At 72.1% G+C, this 23,234-nt stretch carries 19 protein-coding genes; 12 read left to right on the top strand and 7 right to left on the bottom strand.

From position 1 onward, the window contains the following. Positions 1 to 8: 8 nt before the first annotated feature. Positions 9 to 755, top strand: coding sequence for a polyphosphate--glucose phosphotransferase (ppgK, locus tag C3489_RS25640; RefSeq protein WP_103784426.1), 747 nt, complete (start codon positions 9 to 11; stop codon positions 753 to 755). A 45-nt stretch (positions 756 to 800) separates the two neighbouring features. Here ppgK and C3489_RS25635 read toward each other — a convergent pair whose 3' ends face one another. After that, on the bottom strand, positions 801 to 1,286 hold the full coding sequence (locus C3489_RS25635) for a DUF6542 domain-containing protein (protein ID WP_308460824.1): 486 nt from the start codon (positions 1,284 to 1,286) through the stop codon (positions 801 to 803). A 342-nt stretch (positions 1,287 to 1,628) separates the two neighbouring features. Between C3489_RS25635 and ychF the strand changes: the two genes are divergently transcribed. Beyond that, entirely contained in the window at positions 1,629 to 2,717 is a 1,089-nt protein-coding gene (ychF, locus tag C3489_RS25630) for a redox-regulated ATPase YchF (RefSeq protein ID WP_103784424.1), read from the top strand. A 70-nt stretch (positions 2,718 to 2,787) separates the two neighbouring features. Here the strand turns inward: ychF and C3489_RS25625 are convergent, their stop codons facing one another. Continuing rightward, on the bottom strand, positions 2,788 to 3,717 hold the full coding sequence (locus tag C3489_RS25625; RefSeq protein WP_103784423.1) for a LysR family transcriptional regulator: 930 nt from the start codon (positions 3,715 to 3,717) through the stop codon (positions 2,788 to 2,790). An 80-nt stretch (positions 3,718 to 3,797) separates the two neighbouring features. Here C3489_RS25625 and C3489_RS25620 point away from each other — a divergent pair, with 80 nt between their 5' ends. From C3489_RS25620 to C3489_RS25590, 7 genes are all read left to right on the top strand, one after another. Further along, positions 3,798 to 4,628 (top strand): oxidoreductase, encoded by an 831-nt coding sequence (locus C3489_RS25620; protein WP_103784422.1) that lies wholly within the window; start codon positions 3,798 to 3,800, stop codon positions 4,626 to 4,628. A gap of 121 nt (positions 4,629 to 4,749) precedes the next feature. Further along, positions 4,750 to 5,973, top strand: a complete 1,224-nt coding sequence (locus C3489_RS25615) for a DUF4190 domain-containing protein (protein WP_103784421.1) — start codon at positions 4,750 to 4,752, stop codon at positions 5,971 to 5,973. Positions 5,974 to 6,119: 146 nt separating this feature from the next. Then, a complete protein-coding gene (locus C3489_RS25610) occupies positions 6,120 to 6,872 on the top strand; it encodes a GntR family transcriptional regulator (RefSeq protein WP_103784420.1) in 753 nt (250 codons plus the stop codon). Positions 6,873 to 7,218: 346 nt separating this feature from the next. Then, positions 7,219 to 7,419: a hypothetical protein gene (locus C3489_RS25605; RefSeq protein ID WP_103784419.1), complete on the top strand. Its 201-nt coding sequence runs from the start codon at positions 7,219 to 7,221 to the stop codon at positions 7,417 to 7,419. A 30-nt stretch (positions 7,420 to 7,449) separates the two neighbouring features. After that, positions 7,450 to 7,926, top strand: a complete 477-nt coding sequence (locus tag C3489_RS25600) for a (deoxy)nucleoside triphosphate pyrophosphohydrolase (RefSeq protein ID WP_103784418.1) — start codon at positions 7,450 to 7,452, stop codon at positions 7,924 to 7,926. A gap of 182 nt (positions 7,927 to 8,108) precedes the next feature. After that, positions 8,109 to 8,597, top strand: a complete 489-nt coding sequence (locus C3489_RS25595) for an ATP-binding protein (protein ID WP_181139839.1) — start codon at positions 8,109 to 8,111, stop codon at positions 8,595 to 8,597. A 248-nt stretch (positions 8,598 to 8,845) separates the two neighbouring features. Next, positions 8,846 to 11,461, top strand: a complete 2,616-nt coding sequence (locus tag C3489_RS25590; RefSeq protein WP_103784417.1) for a SpoIIE family protein phosphatase — start codon at positions 8,846 to 8,848, stop codon at positions 11,459 to 11,461. A gap of 2 nt (positions 11,462 to 11,463) precedes the next feature. Here C3489_RS25590 and C3489_RS25585 read toward each other — a convergent pair whose 3' ends face one another. Then, complete coding sequence (locus C3489_RS25585; RefSeq protein WP_258054943.1) at positions 11,464 to 13,041, bottom strand: hypothetical protein; 1,578 nt, start codon at positions 13,039 to 13,041, stop codon at positions 11,464 to 11,466. A gap of 108 nt (positions 13,042 to 13,149) precedes the next feature. Here C3489_RS25585 and C3489_RS25580 point away from each other — a divergent pair, with 108 nt between their 5' ends. Then, positions 13,150 to 14,331, top strand: coding sequence for a hypothetical protein (locus C3489_RS25580; RefSeq protein ID WP_258054942.1), 1,182 nt, complete (start codon positions 13,150 to 13,152; stop codon positions 14,329 to 14,331). On the opposite strand, the gene C3489_RS25575 is transcribed toward C3489_RS25580, so the two are convergent. From C3489_RS25575 to C3489_RS25560, 4 genes are read right to left on the bottom strand one after another with little or no spacing between them, the layout of a single operon-like run. After that, positions 14,312 to 15,082, bottom strand: coding sequence for a succinate dehydrogenase/fumarate reductase iron-sulfur subunit (locus C3489_RS25575; protein WP_103784414.1), 771 nt, complete (start codon positions 15,080 to 15,082; stop codon positions 14,312 to 14,314). The two genes, C3489_RS25580 and C3489_RS25575, sit on opposite strands and share 20 nt — an antisense overlap. Beyond that, on the bottom strand, positions 15,082 to 17,010 hold the full coding sequence (locus C3489_RS25570) for a fumarate reductase/succinate dehydrogenase flavoprotein subunit (protein WP_103784413.1): 1,929 nt from the start codon (positions 17,008 to 17,010) through the stop codon (positions 15,082 to 15,084). Before C3489_RS25570 ends, C3489_RS25575 begins: the two co-directional genes overlap by 1 nt. A 23-nt stretch (positions 17,011 to 17,033) precedes the next feature. Continuing rightward, on the bottom strand, positions 17,034 to 17,855 hold the full coding sequence (locus tag C3489_RS25565; protein WP_103784412.1) for a hypothetical protein: 822 nt from the start codon (positions 17,853 to 17,855) through the stop codon (positions 17,034 to 17,036). A 19-nt stretch (positions 17,856 to 17,874) separates the two neighbouring features. Beyond that, entirely contained in the window at positions 17,875 to 18,162 is a 288-nt protein-coding gene (locus C3489_RS25560; protein WP_103784411.1) for a hypothetical protein, read from the bottom strand. A 301-nt stretch (positions 18,163 to 18,463) separates the two neighbouring features. Between C3489_RS25560 and C3489_RS25555 the strand changes: the two genes are divergently transcribed. After that, the gene (locus tag C3489_RS25555; RefSeq protein ID WP_103784410.1) at positions 18,464 to 20,656 is read left to right on the top strand and encodes an ABC transporter family substrate-binding protein; all 2,193 of its coding nucleotides are present in this window, start codon (positions 18,464 to 18,466) and stop codon (positions 20,654 to 20,656) included. A gap of 164 nt (positions 20,657 to 20,820) precedes the next feature. Further along, positions 20,821 to 22,737 (top strand): translational GTPase TypA, encoded by a 1,917-nt coding sequence (gene typA, locus C3489_RS25550; RefSeq protein WP_103784409.1) that lies wholly within the window; start codon positions 20,821 to 20,823, stop codon positions 22,735 to 22,737. The last annotated feature ends 497 nt before the right edge of the window (positions 22,738 to 23,234 follow it).

Here is a 23,234-nt window from a genome sequence, read left to right as displayed (position 1 = left end):
GTGGAGCCATGCAGATCTTCGGCGTGGACATCGGCGGATCCGGGATCAAGGGCGCCCCTGTCGATCTGGACAGGGGCGACCTGGCACAGGAGCGCTTCAAGGTCCTGACCCCGCACCCGGCGACCCCGGCCGGCGTGGCCGACGGAGTGAAGGAGGTCGTCGACCACTTCGGCTGGAGCGGCCCGGTCGGCCTCACCTTCCCCGGCGTGGTCACCGGTGGAGCCATGGTCCGTACGGCGGCCAACGTCGACCAGAGCTGGATCGACACCGACGCGCGCGCCCTGTTCGCCGAGCGCCTCGGCGGCCTGCCGGTGACAGTGGTCAACGACGCGGACGCGGCGGGCGTCGCCGAGATGCGCTACGGCGCCGGCAAGGACCGGCGGGGCACCGTGATCGTGCTGACCTTCGGCACCGGCATCGGCAGCGCGGTCTTCACCGACGGCGCGCTGGTGGCCAACACCGAACTCGGCCACCTGGAGCTGCAGGGCCACGACGCGGAGAAGCGCGCCTCCAGCAAGGCCAAGGACGACCACGACCTGTCGTGGGAGCAGTGGGCCCGCCGGGTGCGGAAGTACCTGGCGCACGTGGAGATGCTGTTCTCACCCGAGCTGTTCATCATCGGCGGCGGCGTCAGCCGCAAGTCCCACAAGTTCCTGCACCTGATCGAGGGCATCAGAGCCGACATCGTCCCGGCCCAGCTGCAGAACAACGCGGGCATCGTGGGAGCGGCGATGCGCGCGGCCGCCCGCAGCTAGGCCCGGTCGTGCGGATCGTCCCGGCGTCGCGGGGCCCGGCAGGGCCTAGCCGCGCGCCTGACGCAGGGAGCCGCCGCGCCCTCGGGCCTGGCGGCGGCGGTGACGGATCAGGCTGAGCCGGCGCGTGGTCGCGATGACACCGGCGGCCAGCGTGCCGGCGTAGAGCCAGCCCGCCTCCGTCGCCAGCGCGGTGACCAGGCTCATCAACCGGCCGCCGAATCCCTCCCGCCCGTCGGCCAGCGGCACCAGACCCGCGGCGAACGCGATCGGCACCACGACGGGGGCGATCAGCAGATCCCCCTTGCGCACCCACACGGCGGTGAGCACGCACACCGGCAGGAACAGCACGCCGTACGCCGTCGGCGAGCCGGCGAACAGCAGCCGCACGGCCAGCGCCCAGGCGACCATCGCGGCCGCGCAGAACAGCCCGCTGCCCAGCCCGGTCAGCCGGGGGTTGGGCAGCCGCCGCACCGGGCGCGGCGCCGGGGGAGCGGGCCGCCGTACGGTGACCGCGCGACGCTGACCGGCCACGGCGGCACCTTGCGCCGCACCGCGCCCCCACGAGGGGGCCGGCTGGGCCGGGCGTGCGCCGTCCGCCTCCCGCCTCCCGCGCCCCGCCTGGGGCGGCAGCGGCGAGGGCGACGACGTGCGGCGGCGCGGTCCGTACGGGGAAGGGCGCGTCCTGGGCTGCTGCTCCATTGGACCAACTTAGGTCGGTTCATCCGCCCGCTCATCTCGCGGACACGCCATTGGGCTAAGCCCGGCCAACCGTTCGAGACGACCACGGGGCGCCCCACGCTCACCCCGTAGACTGGTGGATCGGCCCCGCCCGGGACCCGCCGCCCTCCACCCTCACGTACGGGAAGTCGCAACGTGTCGCTCACGATCGGAATCGTCGGTCTGCCCAATGTCGGCAAGTCGACCCTGTTCAACGCCCTGACCAAGAACGACGTGCTGGCGGCCAACTACCCGTTCGCCACGATCGAGCCGAACGTCGGCGTGGTCGGCGTCCCCGACCCCCGGCTGGCGAAACTGGCCGAGATCTTCTCCTCGGAGCGCATCCTTCCGGCCACCGTCGACTTCGTCGACATCGCCGGCATCGTGCGCGGCGCCTCCGAGGGCGAGGGCCTGGGCAACAAGTTCCTCGCGAACATCCGCGAGTCCGACGCGATCTGCCAGGTCATCCGCGCCTTCAAGGACGAGAACGTCGTCCACGTCGACGGCAAGGTCTCGCCGAAGGACGACATCGAGACGATCAACACCGAGCTGATCCTCGCGGACCTCCAGACGATCGAGAAGGTCCTCCCGCGCCTCCAGAAGGAGTCCCGGATCAAGAAGGACGTGGCGCCGAAGGTCAAGGCCGTCGAGGAGGCCAAGGAGATCCTGGAGAAGGGCGACACCCTGTTCTCCCAGGGCATCGTCCAGGGCAGCGAGCGCGCGGAGCTCCTCCACGACCTGCACCTGCTCACCACGAAGCCCTTCCTCTACGTCTTCAACGTCGACGAGGAGGAACTGATCGACGAGGACTTCAAGAACGAGCAGCGCGCCCTGGTCGCCCCCGCGGAGGCGATCTTCCTCAACGCCAAGCTGGAGGCGGACCTCGCCGAGCTGGACGAGGAGGAGGCCCTGGAGCTGCTGGAGTCCGTCGGCCAGCACGAGCCGGGCCTGGCCACCCTGGCCCGCGTCGGCTTCGACACCCTCGGCCTGCAGACCTACCTCACGGCCGGCCCCAAGGAATCCCGCGCCTGGACGATCAAGAAGGGCGCCACCGCCCCCGAGGCGGCCGGCGTGATCCACACGGACTTCCAGAAGGGCTTCATCAAGGCGGAGGTCATCTCCTTCCACGACCTGGTCGAAACCGGCTCGGTCGCCGAGGCCCGCGCGAAGGGCAAGGCCCGCATGGAGGGCAAGGACTACGTCATGCAGGACGGGGACGTGGTGGAGTTCCGCTTCAACGTCTGAGCACGGCGGAAGGGGCCGGACTCCGCGGAGTCCGGCCCCTTCCGTTTTTCCCGTGCCTGCCACGAGATCGTCAACGAGCGGCCGGGGGGCTGCCCGCCCGCGCCGCCTCCCGTGCCGCCCGGGCGTAGGCCCGGACCAGCGGCCGGTCCGCGTCCGCTCGCCGCCATGCCAGGACGTACCGGCTGGGGGACAGGCCCCGTACCGGGCGGGTGGTCACGCCGCCCAGGGTGATCAGCGGGGCGTTGCCGGCGGCGACCAGGCAGATGCCGAGGCCGGCCACCAGGGCCTCGTACGTCTCCTCCGTGCCGGCGATCTCCGCGCCGATGCGGGGCGGGCGGCCGGCGCGTTCGTCGAGGGCGAGCCAGTGGTCGCGCAGAACGCCCGCGGCGGGCGGCAGGGCGAGGAACGGTTCGTCGGCCAGGTCGGCGAAGTCGATCTCGGCGCGGCCGGCGAGCGGGTGGGCGTCGGGCAGGGCGACCAGGCGGGGCTCCTCGGCGAGCACCGTCCAGGCGTAGCGGGTCTCGTCGGGCAGCGGCAGCCAGACGAAGGCCACGTCCGCCGTGCCGTCCGCCAGGCCCGCCGTCGGGTCGTCCCAGCTCACCTGCCGCAGCCGCAGGGTCACGTGCGGGTGGGCCGCGGTGAAGCGGGAGCGGATCGCCGGCAGCAGGCCGCCGCGGCCGGGGCTGGTGCTCATGCCCACCACCAGCGTGCTGCGCTGCGCGGCCCTGACCGCCTCCACCGCGGCCGCGCCGTCGGTCCAGGCGGCCAGCACCCGCCGGGCGTGCGGCAGCAGTGCCTCGGCCGCCGGCGTCAGGGCCACGCTGTGCCGGTCGCGGTGGAACAGCTCCACGCCCAACTGCCGCTCCAGCGCCCGGATCTGCTTGCTCAGCGCGGGCTGCGACACATACAGGCGCTCGGCAGCGCGGGTGAAGTGCAGTTCTTCGGCGACCGCCAGGAAGTAGCGCAGGTCCCGCACATGGACATCCGTGGTCATGCCCATCGGTTATCACCGAGGATCTTGGACAGACAAGTCCCCGGACCCGCAGGCTGTTCGTGTCCGACACAGAACGAGGAGGGGTCATGAACAAGGTGTGGCTGGTGACCGGGGCGAGCAGCGGCTTCGGGCGGGCGATCACCGAGGCGGCCGTCGCCGCCGGTGACGTGGTCGTCGGGGCCGTACGGCGCCCCGAGGCGCTCGACGACCTCGTCGCCGCGCACCCCGACCAGGTCGAGGCGCTGCGCCTGGACGTCTCCGACACGGGTGCCGCCGAGGGGGCCGTGCGGGACGTCATCGCCCGGCACGGACGGATCGACGTGCTGGTGAACAACGCCGGCCGCACCCATGTCGGCGCGTTCGAGGAGACCACCGAGGCCGAGTTGCGCGAGCTGTTCGAACTGCACGTCTTCGGGCCGGCGGCCCTCACGCGGGCGGTGCTGCCGCACATGCGCGAGCGGCGCTCGGGCGCGATCGTGCAGATGAGCAGCATGGGCGGGCAGATGTCCTTCGCCGGCTTCTCGGCGTACAGCGGGACGAAGTTCGCGCTGGAGGGGCTGTCCGAGGGACTCGCCGACGAGGTGCGCGAGTTCGGCATCAAGGTGCTGATCGTGGAGCCGGGCGCCTTCCGCACCTCGCTCTTCCAGGGCCACCGGGCCGGGATCAGCGCCGACAGCGGGCTGTACCCGAAGGTGAGCCAGACCCGGGGGTTCGTCGAGGGCGGCGACGGCACCCAGCCGGGCGATCCCGCCAAGGCCGCGGCGGTCATCCTCGCCGCCCTCCAGGCCGACCAGACCCCGCTGCGGCTGCCGCTGGGCGAGGACGGCGTCGACGCGGTCGTCGGCCACCTCGACCAGGTGCGTGCCGAGATCGCCGCCTGGGAGAAGCAGGCCCGGAGCACCGCCTTCGACGCCTAGGCGGCCGGCCCGGTCTGCGCGAGGAAGCCGGACGGGCGGCCGGCCTGTCAGTGGCGCATGCGAACATCCCAGTGCGTCAGTTCCCCTCGCCCGTACCGTCCGAAGCAGGAGCACGGCCCTCGTGTCCATACCGCCGCCCCCGGGACCCCAGCAGCCTCCGTCCGCGCCGGGCCCCCATCAGGCAGTCCCGCCGCAGGGCCCGTACCAGGCACCCGGGGGCTACGCCCCGCCGTATCAGCCCTGGGGGCAGGGCTACGTCCCGTTCAACCGGCCCGTGCCGGTCAACGGCGTGGCCATCGCCTCCCTCGTCCTCGGCGCCCTGTGCTTCCTGCCCGCCGTCGGCCTGGTGCTCGGCGTCATCGCGCTGGTGCAGATCCGCAGGCGGGGCGAGCGCGGCAAGGCGCTGGCCATCGGCGGCTCCGTGCTGTCGACGATCGGCCTCGCCCTGTGGGTGCTGGCCCTCGCCACCGGGGGCGTCTCCGAGTTCTGGCAGGGCGTCAAGGAGGGCGCCCGCGGCGAAACGGCCCTCTCGCTGGGCAAGGGTCACTGCTTCGTCGAGCCCGGCGCGCTGGGCGGCGCAACCCGCGGCCTCGACGAGGTGCCCTGCGAGGGCGTGCACGACGGCGAGGTGTTCGGCACGTTCACGATGCCGGGCGGCGACGGTTACCCCGGCGACAGCACCATCAAGGACACGGCGTACGTCCGCTGCCATCCGCTCGCCCGGTCCTACGTCATGGACAGCTGGGCATGGCCCGAGAACGTCGACCTGTACTACTACACGCCCGGTGAGCGCGCCTGGGGACGCGGTGACCACGAGGTCGCCTGCGTCTTCGGCAACGCCGACGAGTACGGCACGCTGACCGGCTCGCTGCGCGCCGACGAGACCACGCTCGACGCCGACCAGCTCGCGTTCCTGCGGGCGGACGCCGCCGTCGAGACCTTCGCCGACCAGGAGCCGGAGGATCTCGCCGAGGACGACCTGGAGGGCAACAAGACCTGGGCCGCCGGCATGGACACCGCCGTGGCGGGGCAGATCCGGGCGCTGCGCGAGCACACCTGGCCGGCCGGAGTGGCCGGGCAGATGAGCACCTACCTCAAGGATCTGGAGAACGCCCGCAAGGAGTGGGCGAAGGCGGCCACCGCCGACGACGCGGTCACCTTCGATCAGCACTACTACGAGGCGTACGAGGTCGACGAGGGCGCCTCGACGGTCGCCGTGCGCAAGGCGCTGAAGCTGGCCGCCACGCCGCGCTCCGCCCGGTACGGCGATTCCGGCGGTTCCGGCGGTTCCGGCGATGGCGAGGGCTCGGGCGGCTCCGGCGATCAGGGCTCGACGCAGGTGTGATCGTCGGCGGAGTGGAAAGAAGTGCCTGGGTAAAGCCCCGCCCCGGCGCATGTCATCACATCGAGTGATTCTCTGGCCTTTGCTTGCATGGCACAACCTACGGTTGCCACGCTGTTGCTGTCTGTACAAGCTGATGGGAGCGGCCAGTGACTTTCGGTGAGCAGCCGGCGTATCTGCGCGTCGCGGGTGATCTCCGCAAGAAGATCGTCGACGGTCTGCTGCCACCGCACACCCGGCTGCCCTCCCAGGCCCGTATCCGCGAGGAGTACGGCGTCTCCGACACCGTCGCGCTGGAGGCGCGCAAGGTGCTGATGGCCGAGGGGCTGGTCGAGGGCCGCTCCGGTTCGGGGACGTATGTGCGCGAGCAGCCGGTGCCGCGCCGGATCGCCCGCTCCGGCTTCCGTCCCGAGTCCGGGGCCACCCCGTTCCGCCAGGAGCAGGCCGACGCCGGCGTGCGCGGGACCTGGGAGTCCAGCAGCGAGCAGACGGAGGCGAGCCGGGCCGTGGCCGAGCGGCTCGGCATCGAGCCCGGAGACCGCGTGATGCGCACCCGGTACCTCTTCCGGGAGTCCGGCGAGCCGATGATGCTCTCCACCTCCTGGGAGCCGCTCGCCCTCACCGGCCGCACACCGGTGATGCTGCCGGAGGAGGGCCCGCTCGGCGGGATGGGCGTGGTGGAGCGGATGCGTGCCATCGACGTCATCGTGGACAACGTCACCGAGGAGGTCGGCGCCCGTCCCGGCCTCGCCGAGGAGCTGCAGGCGCTCGGCGGGGTGCCGGGCCATGTGGTCCTGGTCGTCCAGCGCACCTACTACGCCTCGGGCCGCCCGGTGGAGACCGCCGACGTCGTCATCCCGGCCGACCGCTACCAGGTCGCGTACCACCTGCCGGTGAGGTAGCGCACACCTTTGCGGTTCGCGCCCCGGCCGGCGCGGAGGGGGCCGTCTGTCCGGCCCTGCGCCCGCCGTCACGTTTCGGTCGTCTTCGCAGGTCGTTCCCCGTCTGCCCCGGTGTGCCCGGCAGCGCGCCGAGCGGGCGCGTCGTGTGGGGTGCACGGCGCATTCGCCCTCGTGCGCCCCTTCCGTACTGGCCGGTTGCGTACCTCTTCGTAAAAAGCCGTATTCGGTGCGTGAAGGTTGGGCGTAGGCTCGGGCATATGCGGATTGCGGTTTCCTTAGCGGGCGGGGGGTTCGGGCCGCGGATGGGACGCGGGCGAGCCAGGGCGGGAAGGAGCGGTGGGGCGCGATGAACGAGAGCACGATCTCCCTTCTCTGGGTCGTCATACGGCAGGACGACAACGGCAATCGCTACAGCGTGGGCAGGTACGCGACCCGGGCGGAGGCCCAGAAGATCGCCGACAGCCTCGACGCCCGCGGGCACAAGCAGCTCTACTGGGTCGAACGCATCGGCCAGCACGGCCAGAACGCGGAGGGCACCCGGAACTGACCCGCGCCGCGCTCACGTAGGCTCCGGCGCATGACGGAACGGATCGTGGTGGTCGGGGCGGCGCTGCTCGACGACGGGCGGCTGCTCGCCGCGCGCCGCAGTGCGCCTCCCGAGCTGGCCGGCCGCTGGGAGCTGCCCGGCGGCAAGGTGGAGCAGGGCGAGGCGCCCGAGGCGGCACTGGTGCGCGAACTGCGCGAGGAACTGGGCGTCACGGCGGAGCCGCTCGCCCGGGTGCCGGGGGAGTGGCCGCTGCGCGAGCCGTACGTGCTCCGGGTCTGGACGGCCCGGCTGCTGCCCGGCTCTCCGGAGCCCGTGGCCCTGGAGGACCACGACGAGCTTCGCTGGCTGACCCCCGACGAGCTCTGGACCGTCGACTGGCTGGACCAGGACATCCCGGCGGTACAGGCGACCACCGCCCACTGTCCCCACCTCAGGGGCGCGGGGAGCTGCGCGACCAGCCACGACGATCCCGCACCCGCCCACGCCCCGCACCCCCCGAACTCCTAGCCGCCCCGGCACCCACCCACGCCCCGCACCCCCCGAGTTCCTAGCCGCCTCGGCACCCACCCACGCCCCACACCTGCCGAGCTCATAGCCGCACCCCGCCCCCGCCGGCGCGAGCGCCCCCGTACGCCGTTAGTGCCACAGTGCGCCCGCTCGGGCGGTACCCCCCACTGGATATCGGGTATGTGCCCATTAACCCCACGAAACCGGACAGGGGTGGCAGACCGCTGGCCTGGGAAGTGATCGGCGTGATCGACACCGAAGGCGACTGCGCCGAGTGGACGTTCCCCGCTGAGCCGGGCGCCGTGCGCGCCGCCCGGTCCGCGGTACGGGGGAGGCTGCACACCTGGGGCCTGGACAGCCTCGGCGACACCGCCGCGCTGCTGGTCAGCGAACTGGTCACCAACGCGCTGCGGCACGCCACCGGCCCGATCGGCGTCCGCCTGGTGCGGCCCGCCGGGCGCGACGGCCGCGGCGTGCTGCTGGTGGAGGTCTCCGACCCGCTGCCCGACATGCCCCGTGAACGCACCCCGCACCCCGACGACGAGAGCGGCCGGGGTCTGCAACTGGTCGCATCGGCTTCCCGGCGCTGGGGCACCCGCCCCGGTGACGGCGGCAAGACGGTGTGGTTCGAACTCGCGCTGCCCGGCCGGGGCCCGTCGCTCCCCGGCTGAGGGTCAGACAGGGTGCACGGCGCACGGCCCCGCGAGGGGTACGGCCGGGCACTCGTGCCGGAGTGCGTGATTCGAGGACGTCCCGCCTGGTTAGAAGACTGGAAGTGTTCTCGCAGGACGGGCCAAAAACGAGCTGGACCGTGCTGTGATCGTGAACACCGTGTCGTGCGGCGCCGTAGTGCTGGATACTGCGGGCAGCCGCTGCCGGTGACCGGTGCCGACGCGGTGAGCTGGAGGGGACGGTTCGCGTGAGCGAGATACCAGCGAAGGCCACGGAGTCCGAGGACCCGTCGGACGGCGCGAAGACGGCAGCCGCGGGTGCGCTCGCCTCCCATGCGGAGCGGCCCGGTGACACTCTGTGGCAGAGCAGTCCGCCCGGCTCGATCTACGACTACATCAAGGTCGCGTCCTTCTCCATCGGCCCCGACGGACTCGTCGACCAGTGGACCCTGCGCGCCGAGCAGATCTTCGGCATCCCCGCCGAGCGCGCCGTCGGCATGGATCCCATAGAGGCGTTCATCGACCCCGACCTGCGCGACCGGGGCCAGCGCAAGATGGCCGAGATCCTCGACGGCCGGGAGTGGACCGGCGTGGTCCCGTTCCGGGTGCCCGACGAGGAGGGCGGCGGGCGCGGCACGGACGGGCTCGCCGAGGTGTACGTCATGCCGACGCGCACCCAGGAGGGCGAGAAGGCCGCCGTCTGCATCGTCGTGGACGTGCGCACCCTGCGCAGCATCGAGACCGACCTCGCCGCCTCGCAGGCCATCTTCGGCCAGTCCCCGTTCGGCTTCCTGCTCATCGACACCGAACTGAAAGTGCGCCGCGCCAATCAGCGGTTCGCGTCCATCTTCGGCGGCACCCCCGATGACCATCGCGGCAAGGGGGTGTACGACTATCTGCCGCGGCGCGAGGCCGAGCGGGTCTCGGCGACCCTGCGCCGGGTCCTGAAGACCGGCGACTCCATCACCGACATGCACGTCACCGGGCATGTGCCCGGCTCCCAGGAGCGCCGGCACTGGTCCATCAACCTCTACCGGGTGCACAGCGGTTCCGGCCGGCCCATCGGCATCGCCTGGCTGGGCACCGACATCACCGCCCGCCGCGCCGCCGCCCGCGAGGCCGCCGCCGCACGGCGCAACCTCGCCCTGCTCAACGAGGCCGGCGCCCGCATCGGCAACTCGCTGGACCTGGAGACCACCGCCCGCGAGCTCCTCGACGTCGTCGTGCCCGGCTTCTGCGACCTGGCCACCGTCGACCTCTACCAGGGTCTGCTGGCCGGTGACGAGACCCCGCCCGGCCTCGCCGACGGCAGCGCCGAACTGCGCCGCGTCGCCTACGCCAGCGCCGTCGCCGACACCCCGTTCCGGGGCGGCTCCGGTGAGCCGGTGCCGGTCGGCGCGGTCCACCACTACCCGTTCAACTCGCCGTTCGCCGACGCCCTGCGCACCGCCCGGCCGCGGAACGTGCCCGGCGAGGAGGGCGGGCTGGTGCAGTCGATGCTCGCCGTGCCGATGGTCGCCCACGACACCGTCGTAGGACTGGCGCTGTTCGCGCGGACCAAGGGCAGCGAGCCGTTCGGGGACCGGGACCGGGATCTCGCGGTGGAGCTGGCGGCGCGGGCCGCGGTCTGTATCGACAACGCCCGCCTGTACCGGCGTGAGCACGAGCGGGCGTTGATACTGCAGCGGTCCCTGCTGCCGCCCGGTGACCCGGTCGCCTCCGGCCTGGACATCGCCTGCCGCTATCTGCCCGGCAACGCCTCCACCGGCAGGCCCAGCGAGGTCGGCGGCGACTGGTTCGACGTCATCGAACTGCCCGGGCACCGCACCGCGTTGGTGGTCGGCGACGTGATGGGCCGCGGGCTGCGCGCCGCCGTGGCCATGGGCGAACTGCGCACCGCCGTACGCACGTTGGCGCTGCTCGACCTGGAACCGGCCGAGGTGCTCTCCGCGTTGGACGAGATCGCGCGCGGGCTCGGCACCCCCGGCGGTGTCCAGCAGGCCACCCGGGCCGCCCGCCGCCCCCGCGAGGCCGACCTGTCCGAGGTGTACCTCGCGACCTGTGTCTACGCCGTCTACGACTCCGTCACCCGCCGCTGCACCTTCGCCAACGCCGGGCATCTGCCACCGGTGCTGGTGGAACCCGGCGAGTCGGCGCTGATGCTCGATGTGCCGCCCGGGATGCCGCTCGGCGTCGGCGGGGAGCCGTTCGAGGAGGTGGAGGTCGAGCTGCCGGAGGGCGCGCTGCTCGCCCTCTACACGGACGGGCTGGTCGAGTCCCGCGATCACCCGCTGGACGAGGGCCTGCAGGCGTTCGTCGGCGCGCTCACCGACCCCGCGCGTCCCCTGGAGGACGTCTGCGACCAGGTCCTCAACACCCTCGACACCCATCACGGCGAGGACGACATCGCCCTGCTGATGGCCCGCGTCCAGGGCCTGCCCGCCGACTCCGTCGGCGACTGGACCCTGCCGCGCGAGCCGCGCAGCGTGGGCCGGGCCCGCGAGTACGCCCGCGCCCGGCTGCTCGCCTGGGACCTGGAGCCGCTGGTCGACACCACCGAGCTGCTGGTGAGCGAGCTGGTCACCAACGCCCTCAGATACGGCGAGGGCGAGATCCGGCTGCGGCTGCTGCTGGACCGCACGCTGGTCTGCGAGGTCTGGGACTCCGGCCTGGTCCAGCCGCGCCGCCGCCGCGCCCGGGACACCGACGAGGGCGGCCGGGGTCTGCAACTGGTCGGCCTGCTCTCCGCGTCCTGGGGCTCGCGCCGCACCCCGCGCGGCAAGACGGTCTGGTTCGAACTCGCCCTGCCGGACGGCGAGTCGGGCCCGGCGGACCCGGCGGAGGCGTTGCTGAGCCTGTTCTGAGGCTATGCGGTGGTCTCGCGGCGGCGTCGCGTCGCCGGGCCGCCGTAGCTCAGGGGCTCCGGTTCCAGTGGCGGGCCGTGCACGCGGACGTCCTGTTCGGCGTGGTCGCGGGCCGCCGTGGCCAGGGCGTCGGCGGCCACCAGGCCGGGCAGCGCGTCCGACCGCAGGGACGCCGTCGCCGCCGCCAGGCGGGTGCGGGCCTCGGCGCCCACCACGCCCAGGTGCGTGGCGACGAAACCGTCCGCGCCGGCCACCGCGCTGCCGGCCGTGAGCCGGCCGGCGGCCGGCAGCACCCCCGCCCGGCCGGTCGCCACCGGGGCCAGCGCCCGCACGATCCGCCGCAGCTGCGCCAGCGGGTCGTAGGGCCGTCCACCGGTCAGCTCCAGCCGTACGGAGGTCAGCACGGCGTCCGCGTGCGCCGCGCGGGAGCGCAGCTCGCCGGGCGGTATGTCCACCGGGGTGGCCCGGCGGGCCGCCGCCAGTTCCGCCTCCGCGCCGGTGAGGGCCGCCGGGAGCATGGAGCGGGCCGCCGCCAGCTCGCGGGCCAGCCGTTCGACGGCGGTGACGAAGACCTCCGCGTGCGCCACGGCCGCCTCACCGGAGCGCAGTCGCGCCGCCGCGTGTCCGCTCTCGCCCCGGTCGGCCGCTTGGCGGGCCTCGTTGAGGCGGGTGGTCGCCGTCACCAGGCGGTCCTTGGCCATCTCGACGTAACCGACGACCGGTGCCAGCGCGCTGTGCGCGTACCGCTCGCCCAGGGCGGTGAGCGTGGCCTGCGCGTCCCCCGTCCGGGCGGCCAGCGCCCGGAAGCGGGCCTCCGCGACACCGAGCGCGGCAGCCGGGTCCGTGTCCAGGGCGCGGAGTTCGTCGAGGGCGGCCGCATGCGCGTCCAGTACGCGCCCCGCCTCCGCGCACCGGCCGGTGATCCCGGCGAGCGTGTGCCGGCGCGCGGAGTCCTCCTCCTGCGGCAGACCCTCGTCGTAGCGCTGACGCAGCGCGAACGCCGCCGCCAGTTCGCCCTCCGCCTCTCGCAGGGCCCGCGCGAACGGCTCCACCGGCTGTGGGCCGTGCAGCTCCCGCACGAAGTGGAGCTCCTCGCGGCTGGTGCGCACACAGTCGTCGGCCTCCACCAGCGCCGCCCGCGCCTGCCGGTCCAGCTCGTCCGGCGTCGGCGTGTAGGGGCGGGGCGGGAGCAGGGTCGGCGCGGGCCGGGGTTCGGCGGCGGGCGGCGCGGGGGCCGTGCCGGCAGGTGGCGCGGGCGGCTCGGCGGTCGGTGGGGTGCGGGTCCGGGTGCGTCGGGTGTGCCGCAGGTAGCCGTAGCCTGCGAGCAGTCCGGCCGCTCCCACGGCGACCAGGGGCAGCAGCAGATCCGTCGGGGAGGTCTCGTCCTCACGGGGTTGCGCGGCCGTGCTCGTGGCCGGCGCCGGGTGGGCGATCGCAACCGGCGGCCCGCTGATCGTCGTCATCCCTGGCAACACCAGCCACACCACCCCCACCGTGCCGCCCAGCGCGGCATGCGCCACCCGCACGGATATGTGCGACGCGGTACGCCGCGGGCGGCCCCGGGGAGAGGATGACGTCACGTTCTGGAGCGTATGACCCGGTATGCGGGGCCGCGAGCGGGACGCGTCCGGGGGGCGGACGGACGGGACGTCCGGTGTGGGGCGGACGGACCAGGGAGGGGTACGGGGATGGAGCGGGCGCAGCGTACGCAGGACCCGGCGGACAGACCGGACGGCATACCGGAGGAGGCCGCCGGCCCCGAGTCACCCGCCTCGCGCCCCCGGCTCCGCCGGCCGCGACGGCAGGGCGCTGAGCCGGGCCCGCCCGGGTCCGCTCCCCGGCGCCGGTGGCCGCGCCGCGCCCGCCGCACCGGGCTGGCCCTCGTGCTGCTCCTGTTGCTCCCGGTGCTCGCCACGCAGATCGCCCTGCGGGTGAACTACACCGGCGACGTCGCCGACGGCACCCGCACCCGGAACCGGGACGCCCTGTGGCTCGGCCACGCGTGGATCGACGGCCGCAAGAAGGACGCCGACGTCACCGCCCTCGCCCACCGCCTCGCCGGCACCGGCGTCCGCGACCTGTATGTGCACGCAGGCCCGCTGGAGCACGACGGCACGCTGCCCGCGTCGGCGTACCCGAGGGCGCGCTGGCTGGTGGCGGCCGTGCACCGGGAACTGCCCGGAGTACGGGTGCAGGCGTGGCTGGGCGATGTGCTGGCCACGGAGGGGCCGGACGGGCTGCGCCTGGAGCTGCCCGCGACCCGGGCGGCGATCGTGGGCTCCACCCGCGCGGTCCTCGACGCCGGTTTCGACGGCGCCCACTTCGACCTGGAGCCCCTGCACTCCGGCGACCGCGACTACCTCGGCCTGCTCGACGCGCTGCACCGCGAGACCCGCTCGCGCGGGGCGCTGCTGTCCGTCGCCGCGCACCAGATCGACCCCCTGCCGGGGCTGCACTCCGTCTTCGGCGTGCTCGCCGGGCACCCCAAATGGTGGTCGCAGGAGTTCTTCGGCCAGGTCGCGCGCCGCGTCGACCAGATCGCCGTCATGTCGTACGACACGATGCAGCAGTGGCAGAGCACCTACGGCGGGTACGTCGCCCAGCAGACCTCCCTCGCCCTGGAGGTCACCCCGCCGACCACGGACCTGCTGATGGGCCTGCCCTTCTACCACGAGAACCGCTTCGGCCACCGCGGCGCCGCGGAGACCGTCCCGGCGGCCGTACGCGGCGTCCGCCTGGGCCTGTCCCGCACGGACGCGGCCCGCGCGAACTTCGGCGTCGCCCTGTACGTGGACTTCGCGGCGACGGAGGCCGACTGGGCGGCCTACCGGGAGGGCTGGGCCGACCGGCCTACGACGTCCGCCTCCTGATCTTCGAGCCCAGCCACACCAGCGGGTCGTACTTGCGGTCCACGGCCCGTTCCTTCAGCGGGATCAGGGCGTTGTCCGTGATCCTGATGCCTTCGGGGCAGACCTCCGTGCAGCACTTGGTGATGTTGCAGTAGCCGAGGCCGTGGTCGTCCTGGGCCGTGCGTTTGCGGTCCAGGCCGGTCTCCTCGGCCGCGTCCAGGGGGTGCATGTCGAGTTCGGCGATCCGCATCAGGAAGCGCGGGCCCGCGAAGGCCGGCTTGTTCTCCTCGTGGTCGCGTACGACGTGGCAGGTGTCCTGGCACAGGAAGCACTCGATGCACTTGCGGAACTCCTGCGAGCGGTCCACGTCCTCCTGCATCATCCGGTACTCGCCGGGCCCGAGGTCCGGCGGCGGTACGAAGGAGGGGATCTCGCGCGCCTTGGCGTAGTTGAAGCCGACGTCCGTGACCAGGTCGCGGATCACCGGGAAGGTGCGCAGCGGCGTGAGCGTGATCGTCTCGGCGCGGTCGAAGACCGACATCCGGGTCATGCACATCAGCCGGGGCCGGCCGTTGATCTCCGCCGAGCACGACCCGCACTTGCCGGCCTTGCAGTTCCAGCGCACCGCGAGGTCGGGCGCCTGGGTGGCCTGGAGACGGTGGACGATGTCGAGGACGACCTCGCCGTCGTTGACCTCGACGGTGAAGTCCTCCAGGCCGCCGCCGTCCGCGTCCCCCCGCCACACCTTGAAGCGAGCCTGGTAGCTGCTCATCAGTACAGCTCCTCTTCAGCGAGGTACTTGACCAGCTCCTCCTTCTCGAACAGGGAGAGCAGGTCGGGGCGGACCGGGTCGGTGGTCTCCCGTTCGAGGGTGATCTGACCGTGCCCCGGGTCCGTGGCCGCGAGGCCGCCCGTCGGGTCGGTGAGCCGGCACAGCAGGTTCACCCGGCGCCAGGTGCGGTCCATCGACGGGAAGTCCTCCCGGGTGTGGCCGCCGCGCGACTCGGTGCGCTCCAGCGCCGCCCGCGCCACGCACTCGCTGACCAGCAGCATGTTCCGCAGGTCCAGCGCCAGGTGCCAGCCCGGGTTGAACTGCCGGTGGCCCTCCACCCCGGCCCGCCGGGCGCGCAGCCGCAGCTCTCCGAGCTTGTGCAGCGCCTGCGCCATCTCCGCCTCCCGGCGGATGATGCCGACCAGGTCGTTCATGGTCTGCTGGAGCTCCTGGTGGAGGGTGTACGGGTTCTCGGGCGGGCCCTGCGCCGCGTCGCCCTCCGCAGAGAACGGCCGCAGCGCCTCGGCCGCCGCCGCGTCCACCTGGGCGTCGTCGACCGGGGGCCGCTCGTAGGCCAGGCCCTGCGCGTACTGCGCCGCGTGCCAGCCGGCCCGCCGCCCGAACACCAGCAGGTCGGACAGCGAGTTGCCGCCGAGCCGGTTGGAGCCGTGCATGCCGCCCGCGACCTCACCGGCCGCGTACAGTCCGGGCACCCCGCGCGCGGCGGCCGTGTCGGAGTCGACGGCGATGCCGCCCATCACGTAGTGGCAGGTCGGCCCGACCTCCATCGGCTCCGCGGTGATGTCGACGTCGGCCAGCTCCTTGAACTGGTGGTACATCGACGGCAGCCGCCGTTTGACGACCTCCGCCGGCATCCGTGTGGACACGTCCAGGAAGACCCCGCCGTGCGGGGAGCCCCGGCCGGCCTTCACCTCGGAGTTGATCGCGCGGGCGACCTCGTCGCGGGGGAGGAGTTCGGGGGGACGCCGGTTGTTGTCCGGGTCGTCGTACCAGCGGTCGGCCTCCTCCTCCGTCTCGGCGTACTTCTCCTTGAAGACGTCCGGGATGTAGTCGAACATGAACCGCTTGCCCTCGGAGTTCCTCAGGACCCCGCCGTCGCCGCGCACCGACTCGGTGACCAGGAGGCCCTTCACCGACGGCGGCCAGATCATGCCGGTCGGGTGGAACTGCACGAACTCCATGTTCAGCAGGGGGGCGCCGGCGAGCAGGGCGAGGGCGTGGCCGTCGCCGGTGTACTCCCAGGAGTTCGAGGTGACCTTGAAGGACTTGCCGATGCCGCCGGTGGCGATCACCACGGCGGGCGCCTCCAGCACGAAGAAGCGCCCGCTCTCACGGTCGTAGCCGAAGACCCCGCTGACCCGGTCCCCGTCCTTGAGGACCCTGGTGACCGTGCACTCCTGGAACACCTTCAGGCCCGACTCGTAGTCGCCGGTCTCCTTGTGGTCCTGCTGCTGCAGGGCGACGATCTTCTGCTGGAGGGTGCGGATCAGCTCCAGGCCGGTGCGGTCGCCCACGTGCGCCAGCCGCGGGTACTCGTGGCCGCCGAAGTTGCGCTGGGAGATCCGCCCGTCCTTCGTGCGGTCGAACAGGGCGCCCCAGGTCTCCAGCTCCCACACCCGGTCGGGGGCCTCCTTGGCGTGCAGCTCGGCCATCCGCCACTGGTTGAGGAACTTCCCGCCGCGCATCGTGTCGCGGAAGTGGACCTGCCAGTTGTCGTGCTCGTTGGCGTTGCCCATCGCCGCCGCGATGCCGCCCTCGGCCATCACGGTGTGCGCCTTGCCGAACAGCGACTTGCAGATCACGGCCGTCCGGGCGCCCCGCTCGCGCGCCTCGATCGCGGCGCGCAGCCCGGCGCCGCCGGCACCGACGACCACGACGTCCCACTGCTGCCGTTCCACCACGGACATCGGTCAGTCCCTCACTGGAATCTCTAGAAGAAGCGCGGATCGTCGAAGACACCGGACGCGACGAGATACACGTAGAAGTCGGCGAGCGCCACGCTCACCAGGGACGCCCAGGCGAGCAGCATGTGCCGGGCGTTGAGCCGGCCGACGAACTGCCACATCCGGTAGCGCACGGGATGCTTCGAGAAGTGTTTGAGCTGCCCGCCGACGATGTGCCGGCAGGAGTGGCAGGACACGGTGTACGCCCAGATCAGCACGATGTTGACCAGGAAGACCACCGTGCCGAGCCCCATGTGGCCCCAGCGGTAGTGCTCGTCGCGGAAGGCGAGCACGGTGTCGTATGTCAGCACCCCGGCGACCAGGATCGCGGCGTAGAAGAAGTACCGGTGGACGTTCTGCAGGATCAGCGGGAAGCGGGTCTCGCCGGTGTACTTCGCGTGCGGCTCGGGCACCGCGCAGGCCGGCGGGGACGCCCAGAAGCCCCGGTAGTAGGCCTTGCGGTAGTAGTAGCAGGTCAGCCGGAAGCCCAGCGGGAAGATCAGGATGATGATCGCCGGGGAGATGCCCCACCAGCTTCCGAAGACGTCCGCGTTGGGGCCCGCGTGCATGGTGCGGCAGTTCTGCGCCAGGCACGGCGAGTAGAACGGCGAGACGTACGGCGCCGCGTAGTAGTCGGCGTTCACGAAGGCCCGCCAGGTCGAGTACACGACGAAGGCGAGCAGACCGGCCGCGGTGGCGGCCGGGGCCAGCCACCAGCGGTCGGTGCGCAGGTGCGCGGCGGCGATGGCGGCGCGTGAGGCCGAGCGGACGCCGCCGCTTCCTGGACGGGGTTCGGTACCCGTGGCCAACGTCAGGACTCCCGTCCGGTCAGGGGGCGTGCCGGTCGCGGGCGCCCAGACCCTCGTCGTCGGAGTCGGTCCACAGGGATCCGTCGTAGGGGGTGTCGGGGATGGCGACCACCTCCGGCCGCGCGGCCTGGGCCGGGGCGATGGCCGAGCGCAGCAGCGAGACGCTTTCGCGCAGATGGTCGGCGTCCATTCGGGCCCGGCGCATCTCCAGGCTGCCGCCGCCGAGCTGCTTCTCCAGGCGTCCCAGCGACCGGTACAGGTCGTCGAGGCTGCGCTGGACTGATGTGAGTTCGTCGTGCACGGACATGACTTGCCCTCACTTCCGGGGGACCCTCGGGCCCTGGGTGGCAACGTTCATGCGCCTGCGAGTGTTGCGCGTCACACCTTGTGCTGGGAAGGGATGTGCACCGATTGGCGGAGGCGTGCGGGTGCACTGCCCGGTGTGTTGCGCCGGACGAGTGGCCTTACGGTCCGTCCCCGCCGTGTCGCTCGCTGTCGCCGGAACCTTTCCTCTTCAGTGGCTGCATCGAATCTGCATACGTGTGATCAGCTCCATATACCGCCAAACGTGATCATAACGCCCGCGGCTTTCCGGAGGTACTCCAGAGATGTCCCACGACGTCGTCGGACCGCGCGCCGTCCTGCGCTCGGTCGCCTACCTCACCGCGGGCGCGCTCGCGGTGACCGCGCTCACCGGCTGCAGTTCCGAGGACGAGGCCGGCAAACCCCTCGCCGGGCAGGACATCGCCCGGGCCGCCCGCGCCCAGATCGCCGACGGCGGCACCCTGCGCTGGGCCGTGGACGCCGTCCCCGAGACCCTGAACACCTTCCAGTCCGACGCCGACGCCACCACCACGCGGATCGCGCAGGCCGTGCTGCCGTCGATGTTCCGGACGGACGCGCAGGGGCGGCCGCAGCGCAATCCCGACTTCCTGGAGTCCGCGAAGGTCGTCGAGACCGAGCCCAAGCAGGTCGTGCTGTACAAGCTGAACCAGCAGGCCGTGTGGAGCGACGGCCGGGAGATCGGCGCGGCCGACTTCGCCGCGCAGTGGCGTGCCCTGTCCGGCAAGGACTCCGCCTACTGGACCGCCCGCAACGCCGGGTACGAGCGGATCGAGAAGATCGAGCGCGGGGCGAACGACCTGGAGGTCAAGGTCACCTTCGCCAAGCCGTACGCCGACTGGCAGTCCCTGTTCTCGCCGCTGTACCCGAAGGACGTCATGGGGACGCCGGACGCCTTCAACGACGGGGCGCGGCGCAAGCTGAAGGTCAGCGCCGGGCCCTTCAAGGTGCAGACGGTCGACACCAAGGACAAGGACGTCGTCCTCACCCGCAACCCGCGCTGGTGGGGCCACCCGGCGAAGCTGAACGAGATCGTGCTGGCGGCGATCCCGCGCGACAAGCGGGCGCAGGCGCTCGCCTCGGGCAGCGTCGACCTGGCCGAGATCGACCCCGCCGACGCCCGCCGCGTCACCGGCTCCGCCGGGGGAGCGGCCGGACCGCTGCAGGGCCCCGGCGGGCGTACGGCGGTCAAGGCGCTGCGGACCTGGGCGGCGCAGCGCGGCTCCGACGCCGAGCCCGGCGACGAGGAGCTGCGGGCCTGGGAGAAGCTGACCGAGGCGGTCGCGCGGGAGCAGAAGGAGAAGGAGCAGCTGCGCGGCTACGAGGTGCGCAAGTCCTTCGAGCCGGCCTACACCCAGCTGGCGCTCAACGGCTCCGACGGCCCGCTGGCCGACGAACGGGTACGCCGGGCGGTGGCCCGCGCGCTCGACCGCAAGGACCTGGCCAAGCTGGTGCTCAAGCCGCTGGGGCTGCCGGCCGAGCCGGTCGGCAGTCATCTGGCCCTGGCCGGGCAGCCGGACTACGCCGACAACAGCGGCGCGCTCGGCGGCCAGGACACGGCGGAGGCGCAGGCGCTGCTCGCGGACGCGGGGTGGGTGCCGGGCGGGCCGGTGACGGAGCAGAAGAAGAAGGGGGAGAAGGCGGCCGGGGCGGAACCGGACGGCCGGCCGCGCGGCAAGAAGGACGACGAGGAGTCGCAGGGCGGCTCCGACGGGGCGTACATCGTCGGCCAGGACGACAAGGCGGGGCGGCAGCACGGGCAGGGCGAGGACGGCGGGCGGCACCTGGCGCAGGACGGCCGGCAGTACGCCGAGCGGCAGCTGCGGCCGGGCGGGGCGCCCGGGGCGTACGCGCCCAAGGGGACGGCGGCGCCGGCCGGGACGGGCGTGCGGGTGCTGGCCAAGGACGGCAAGCCGCTGACGCTGCGGTTCGTGCTGCCTTCGGGGGCGGGGTCGCAGACGCTGCGGCAGGTCGCGGACCGGATCTCGGCGATGCTGCGGAAGGTGGGCATCCAGACCGACATCACCAAGGTGTCCGACGAGAGCTACTTCAAGGACCACATCGCGGCCGGGGACTACGACCTGGCGCTGTACTCCTGGCCGGTCTCCGCCTTCCCGGCGACCGACGCCCGCCCGATCTACGCCAAGCCGGTGCCGGCCGCGGACGGCTCGCTCACGGTCGAGCAGAACTACACGCGGGTCGGGACCGACCAGGTGGACCAGCTCTTCGCCCAGGCGATCGCGACGCTGGACCAGGACGAGGAACGCGACCTGATCCGCAAGGCGGACTCCCGCATCTGGGCGGCAGCAGGATCGATTCCCCTCTACCAGCGCCCGCAGCTGATCGCCGCCCGGAAATCCCTCGCGAACGCCGGAGCCTTCGGTTTCCAGACACCGGTGTACGAGGACATGGGCTACCTGAAAAAGGGAGAGAAGCCCTCGGCGAGCCCGTCGTCGTAAGGCCGGGCGACCAGGCCCCGTGCCGCGTCGTCGTGTACCGGCCAAGCCGGATCCGAGGTTGCCCCGTACCATGGGGTGAGGCCGTGGCGTGTTCAGCCCGGCAGGGCCCTTCATACGGACGTATGCAAACGGGCCGTCCTCACACTCCGGGAGATCGCCGCAATATGGCTGTGACTGCAACGCGTCACGACATCCGCAACGTCGCCATCGTCGCCCACGTCGACCACGGCAAGACCACCATCGTCGACGGCATGCTGAAGCAGGCCGGTGCCTTCGCCGCCCACCAGCTCGACCAGGTCGACGACCGGGTCATGGACTCGAACGACCTGGAGCGTGAGAAGGGCATCACGATCCTCGCCAAGAACACGGCGGTCAAGTACCACCCGAAGGACGGCGGGGACCCGATCACGATCAACATCATCGACACCCCCGGCCACGCCGACTTCGGTGGCGAGGTCGAGCGCGGCCTGTCGATGGTGGACGGTGTCGTGCTGCTCGTGGACGCCTCCGAGGGCCCGCTGCCGCAGACCCGCTTCGTGCTGCGCAAGGCGCTCCAGCAGCGCCTGCCCGTCATCCTGTGCATCAACAAGACGGACCGCCCCGACGCCCGGATCGACGAGGTGGTCAACGAGACCTACGACCTCTTCCTCGACCTGGACGCCGACGAGGAGCAGATCGAGTTCCCGATCGTCTACGCCTGCGGCCGCGACGGCGTCGCCTCGCTGACCAAGCCGGCCGACGGCACCGTCCCGGCCGACAGCGACAGCCTGGAGCCGTTCTTCTCCACCATCCTGGAGCACATCCCGGCCCCGACCTACGACGAGGAGGCCCCGCTCCAGGCCCACGTCACCAACCTCGACGCGGACAACTTCCTCGGCCGTATCGCGCTGCTCCGCGTCGAGCAGGGCGAGCTGCGCAAGGGCCAGACGGTCGCCTGGATCAAGCGTGACGGCACCATCAGCAACGTCCGCATCTCCGAGCTGATGATGACCGAGGCGCTCACCCGCAAGCCCGCCGAGAAGGCCGGCCCGGGTGACATCTGCGCCGTCGCCGGTATCCCGGACATCATGATCGGCGAGACGCTGGCCGACCCGGAGAACCCGGTCGCCCTCCCGCTGATCACGGTCGACGAGCCCGCGATCTCCATGGTCATCGGCACCAACACCTCCCCGCTGGTCGGCCGTGGCGGCACCGGCAAGGGCGCCGACGCCAAGGCGGCCGTCAAGGACCGCAAGGTCACCGCCCGCCAGGTCAAGGACCGCCTGGACCGCGAGCTGATCGGTAACGTCTCGCTGCGCGTGCTGGACACCGAGCGCCCCGACGCCTGGGAGGTCCAGGGCCGTGGTGAGCTGGCGCTCGCCATCCTGGTCGAGACCATGCGCCGGGAAGGCTACGAGCTGACCGTCGGCAAGCCGCAGGTCGTCACCAAGGAGATCGACGGCAAGACCTACGAGCCCGTCGAGCGCATGACGATCGACGTGCCCGAGGAGCACATGGGCGCGGTCACCCAGCTCATGGGCGTCCGCAAGGGCCGCATGGACAACATGTCCAACCACGGCTCCGGCTGGGTCCGCATGGAGTTCGTGGTGCCCTCGCGCGGTCTCATCGGCTTCCGTACCGAGTTCCTGACCCAGACCCGCGGCACGGGCATCGGCCACTCCATCCACGAGGGCTTCGAGCCCTGGTTCGGCACGCTGCAGACCCGCAACAACGGCTCGCTGGTCGCCGACCGCGCCGGCTCGGTCACCGCGTTCGCGATGACCAACCTCCAGGAGCGCGGCGTGCTGTTCGTGGAGCCGGGCACCGAGGTGTACGAGGGCATGATCGTCGGCGAGAACTCCCGCGCCGACGACATGGACGTCAACATCACCAAGGAGAAGAAGCTCACCAACATGCGGTCCTCGACGGCCGACGTGACGGAGTCGATCGTCCCGCCGCGCAAGCTGTCGCTGGAGCAGTCCCTGGAGTTCTGCCGCGACGACGAGTGCGTCGAGGTGACCCCGGAGGCCGTCCGCATCCGCAAGGTGAACCTGGACGCCCGTGAGCGCGCCCGTGCCGCGAGCCGCGCCAAGCACGGCTGAGTCACCGGTACCGAAGAAGCCGGGCCCCGCCCTTCAGGCGGGGCCCGGCTCTTTTGTGTCGCCGTACGCATACCGTGCGTGGCGGGGAAATCAGGAGAGGGTAGGGAAAACCCTGCATCCTGGGCCCTAAGCCGCACAGGGTGGCCGATTCGCACTAGTCTGCAAGGTGGCTGGGCGTCATCTGCCGTGCGCTCAAATGCCCCCGGGGCCAGCACCGTTCACGGACGGTCGCATCCCTTTCGGGCAGCGCGGAGCACCCCCGCACGGCGGTCACAGTAGCCGCAACTGCTTTTCCCCACCCTTGCGTCCGGAATGCGGACAGTGATCACCGATAGATGTGTAACAAGTCCGTTTCGCAGCGATCTATCTGCAAACTGTTTGTCCGGATTTTGGAAGAAGTAGGCAGCAGGTGTGATCGAACCGAGACCTTAGGGGTGTGGTTCGGCTGGTGGCCCATGGCAGATAGTTAGGCGCGTAGAGCTCGGATCTCGGGTCAC

The organism is Streptomyces sp. Ru71 (assembly GCF_002920535.1).
Taxonomy (GTDB): Bacteria; Actinomycetota; Actinomycetes; order Streptomycetales; family Streptomycetaceae; genus Streptomyces.
Note: the sequence above shows the minus strand (reverse complement) of the source record. Positions and strands in the feature narration are given on the sequence as shown.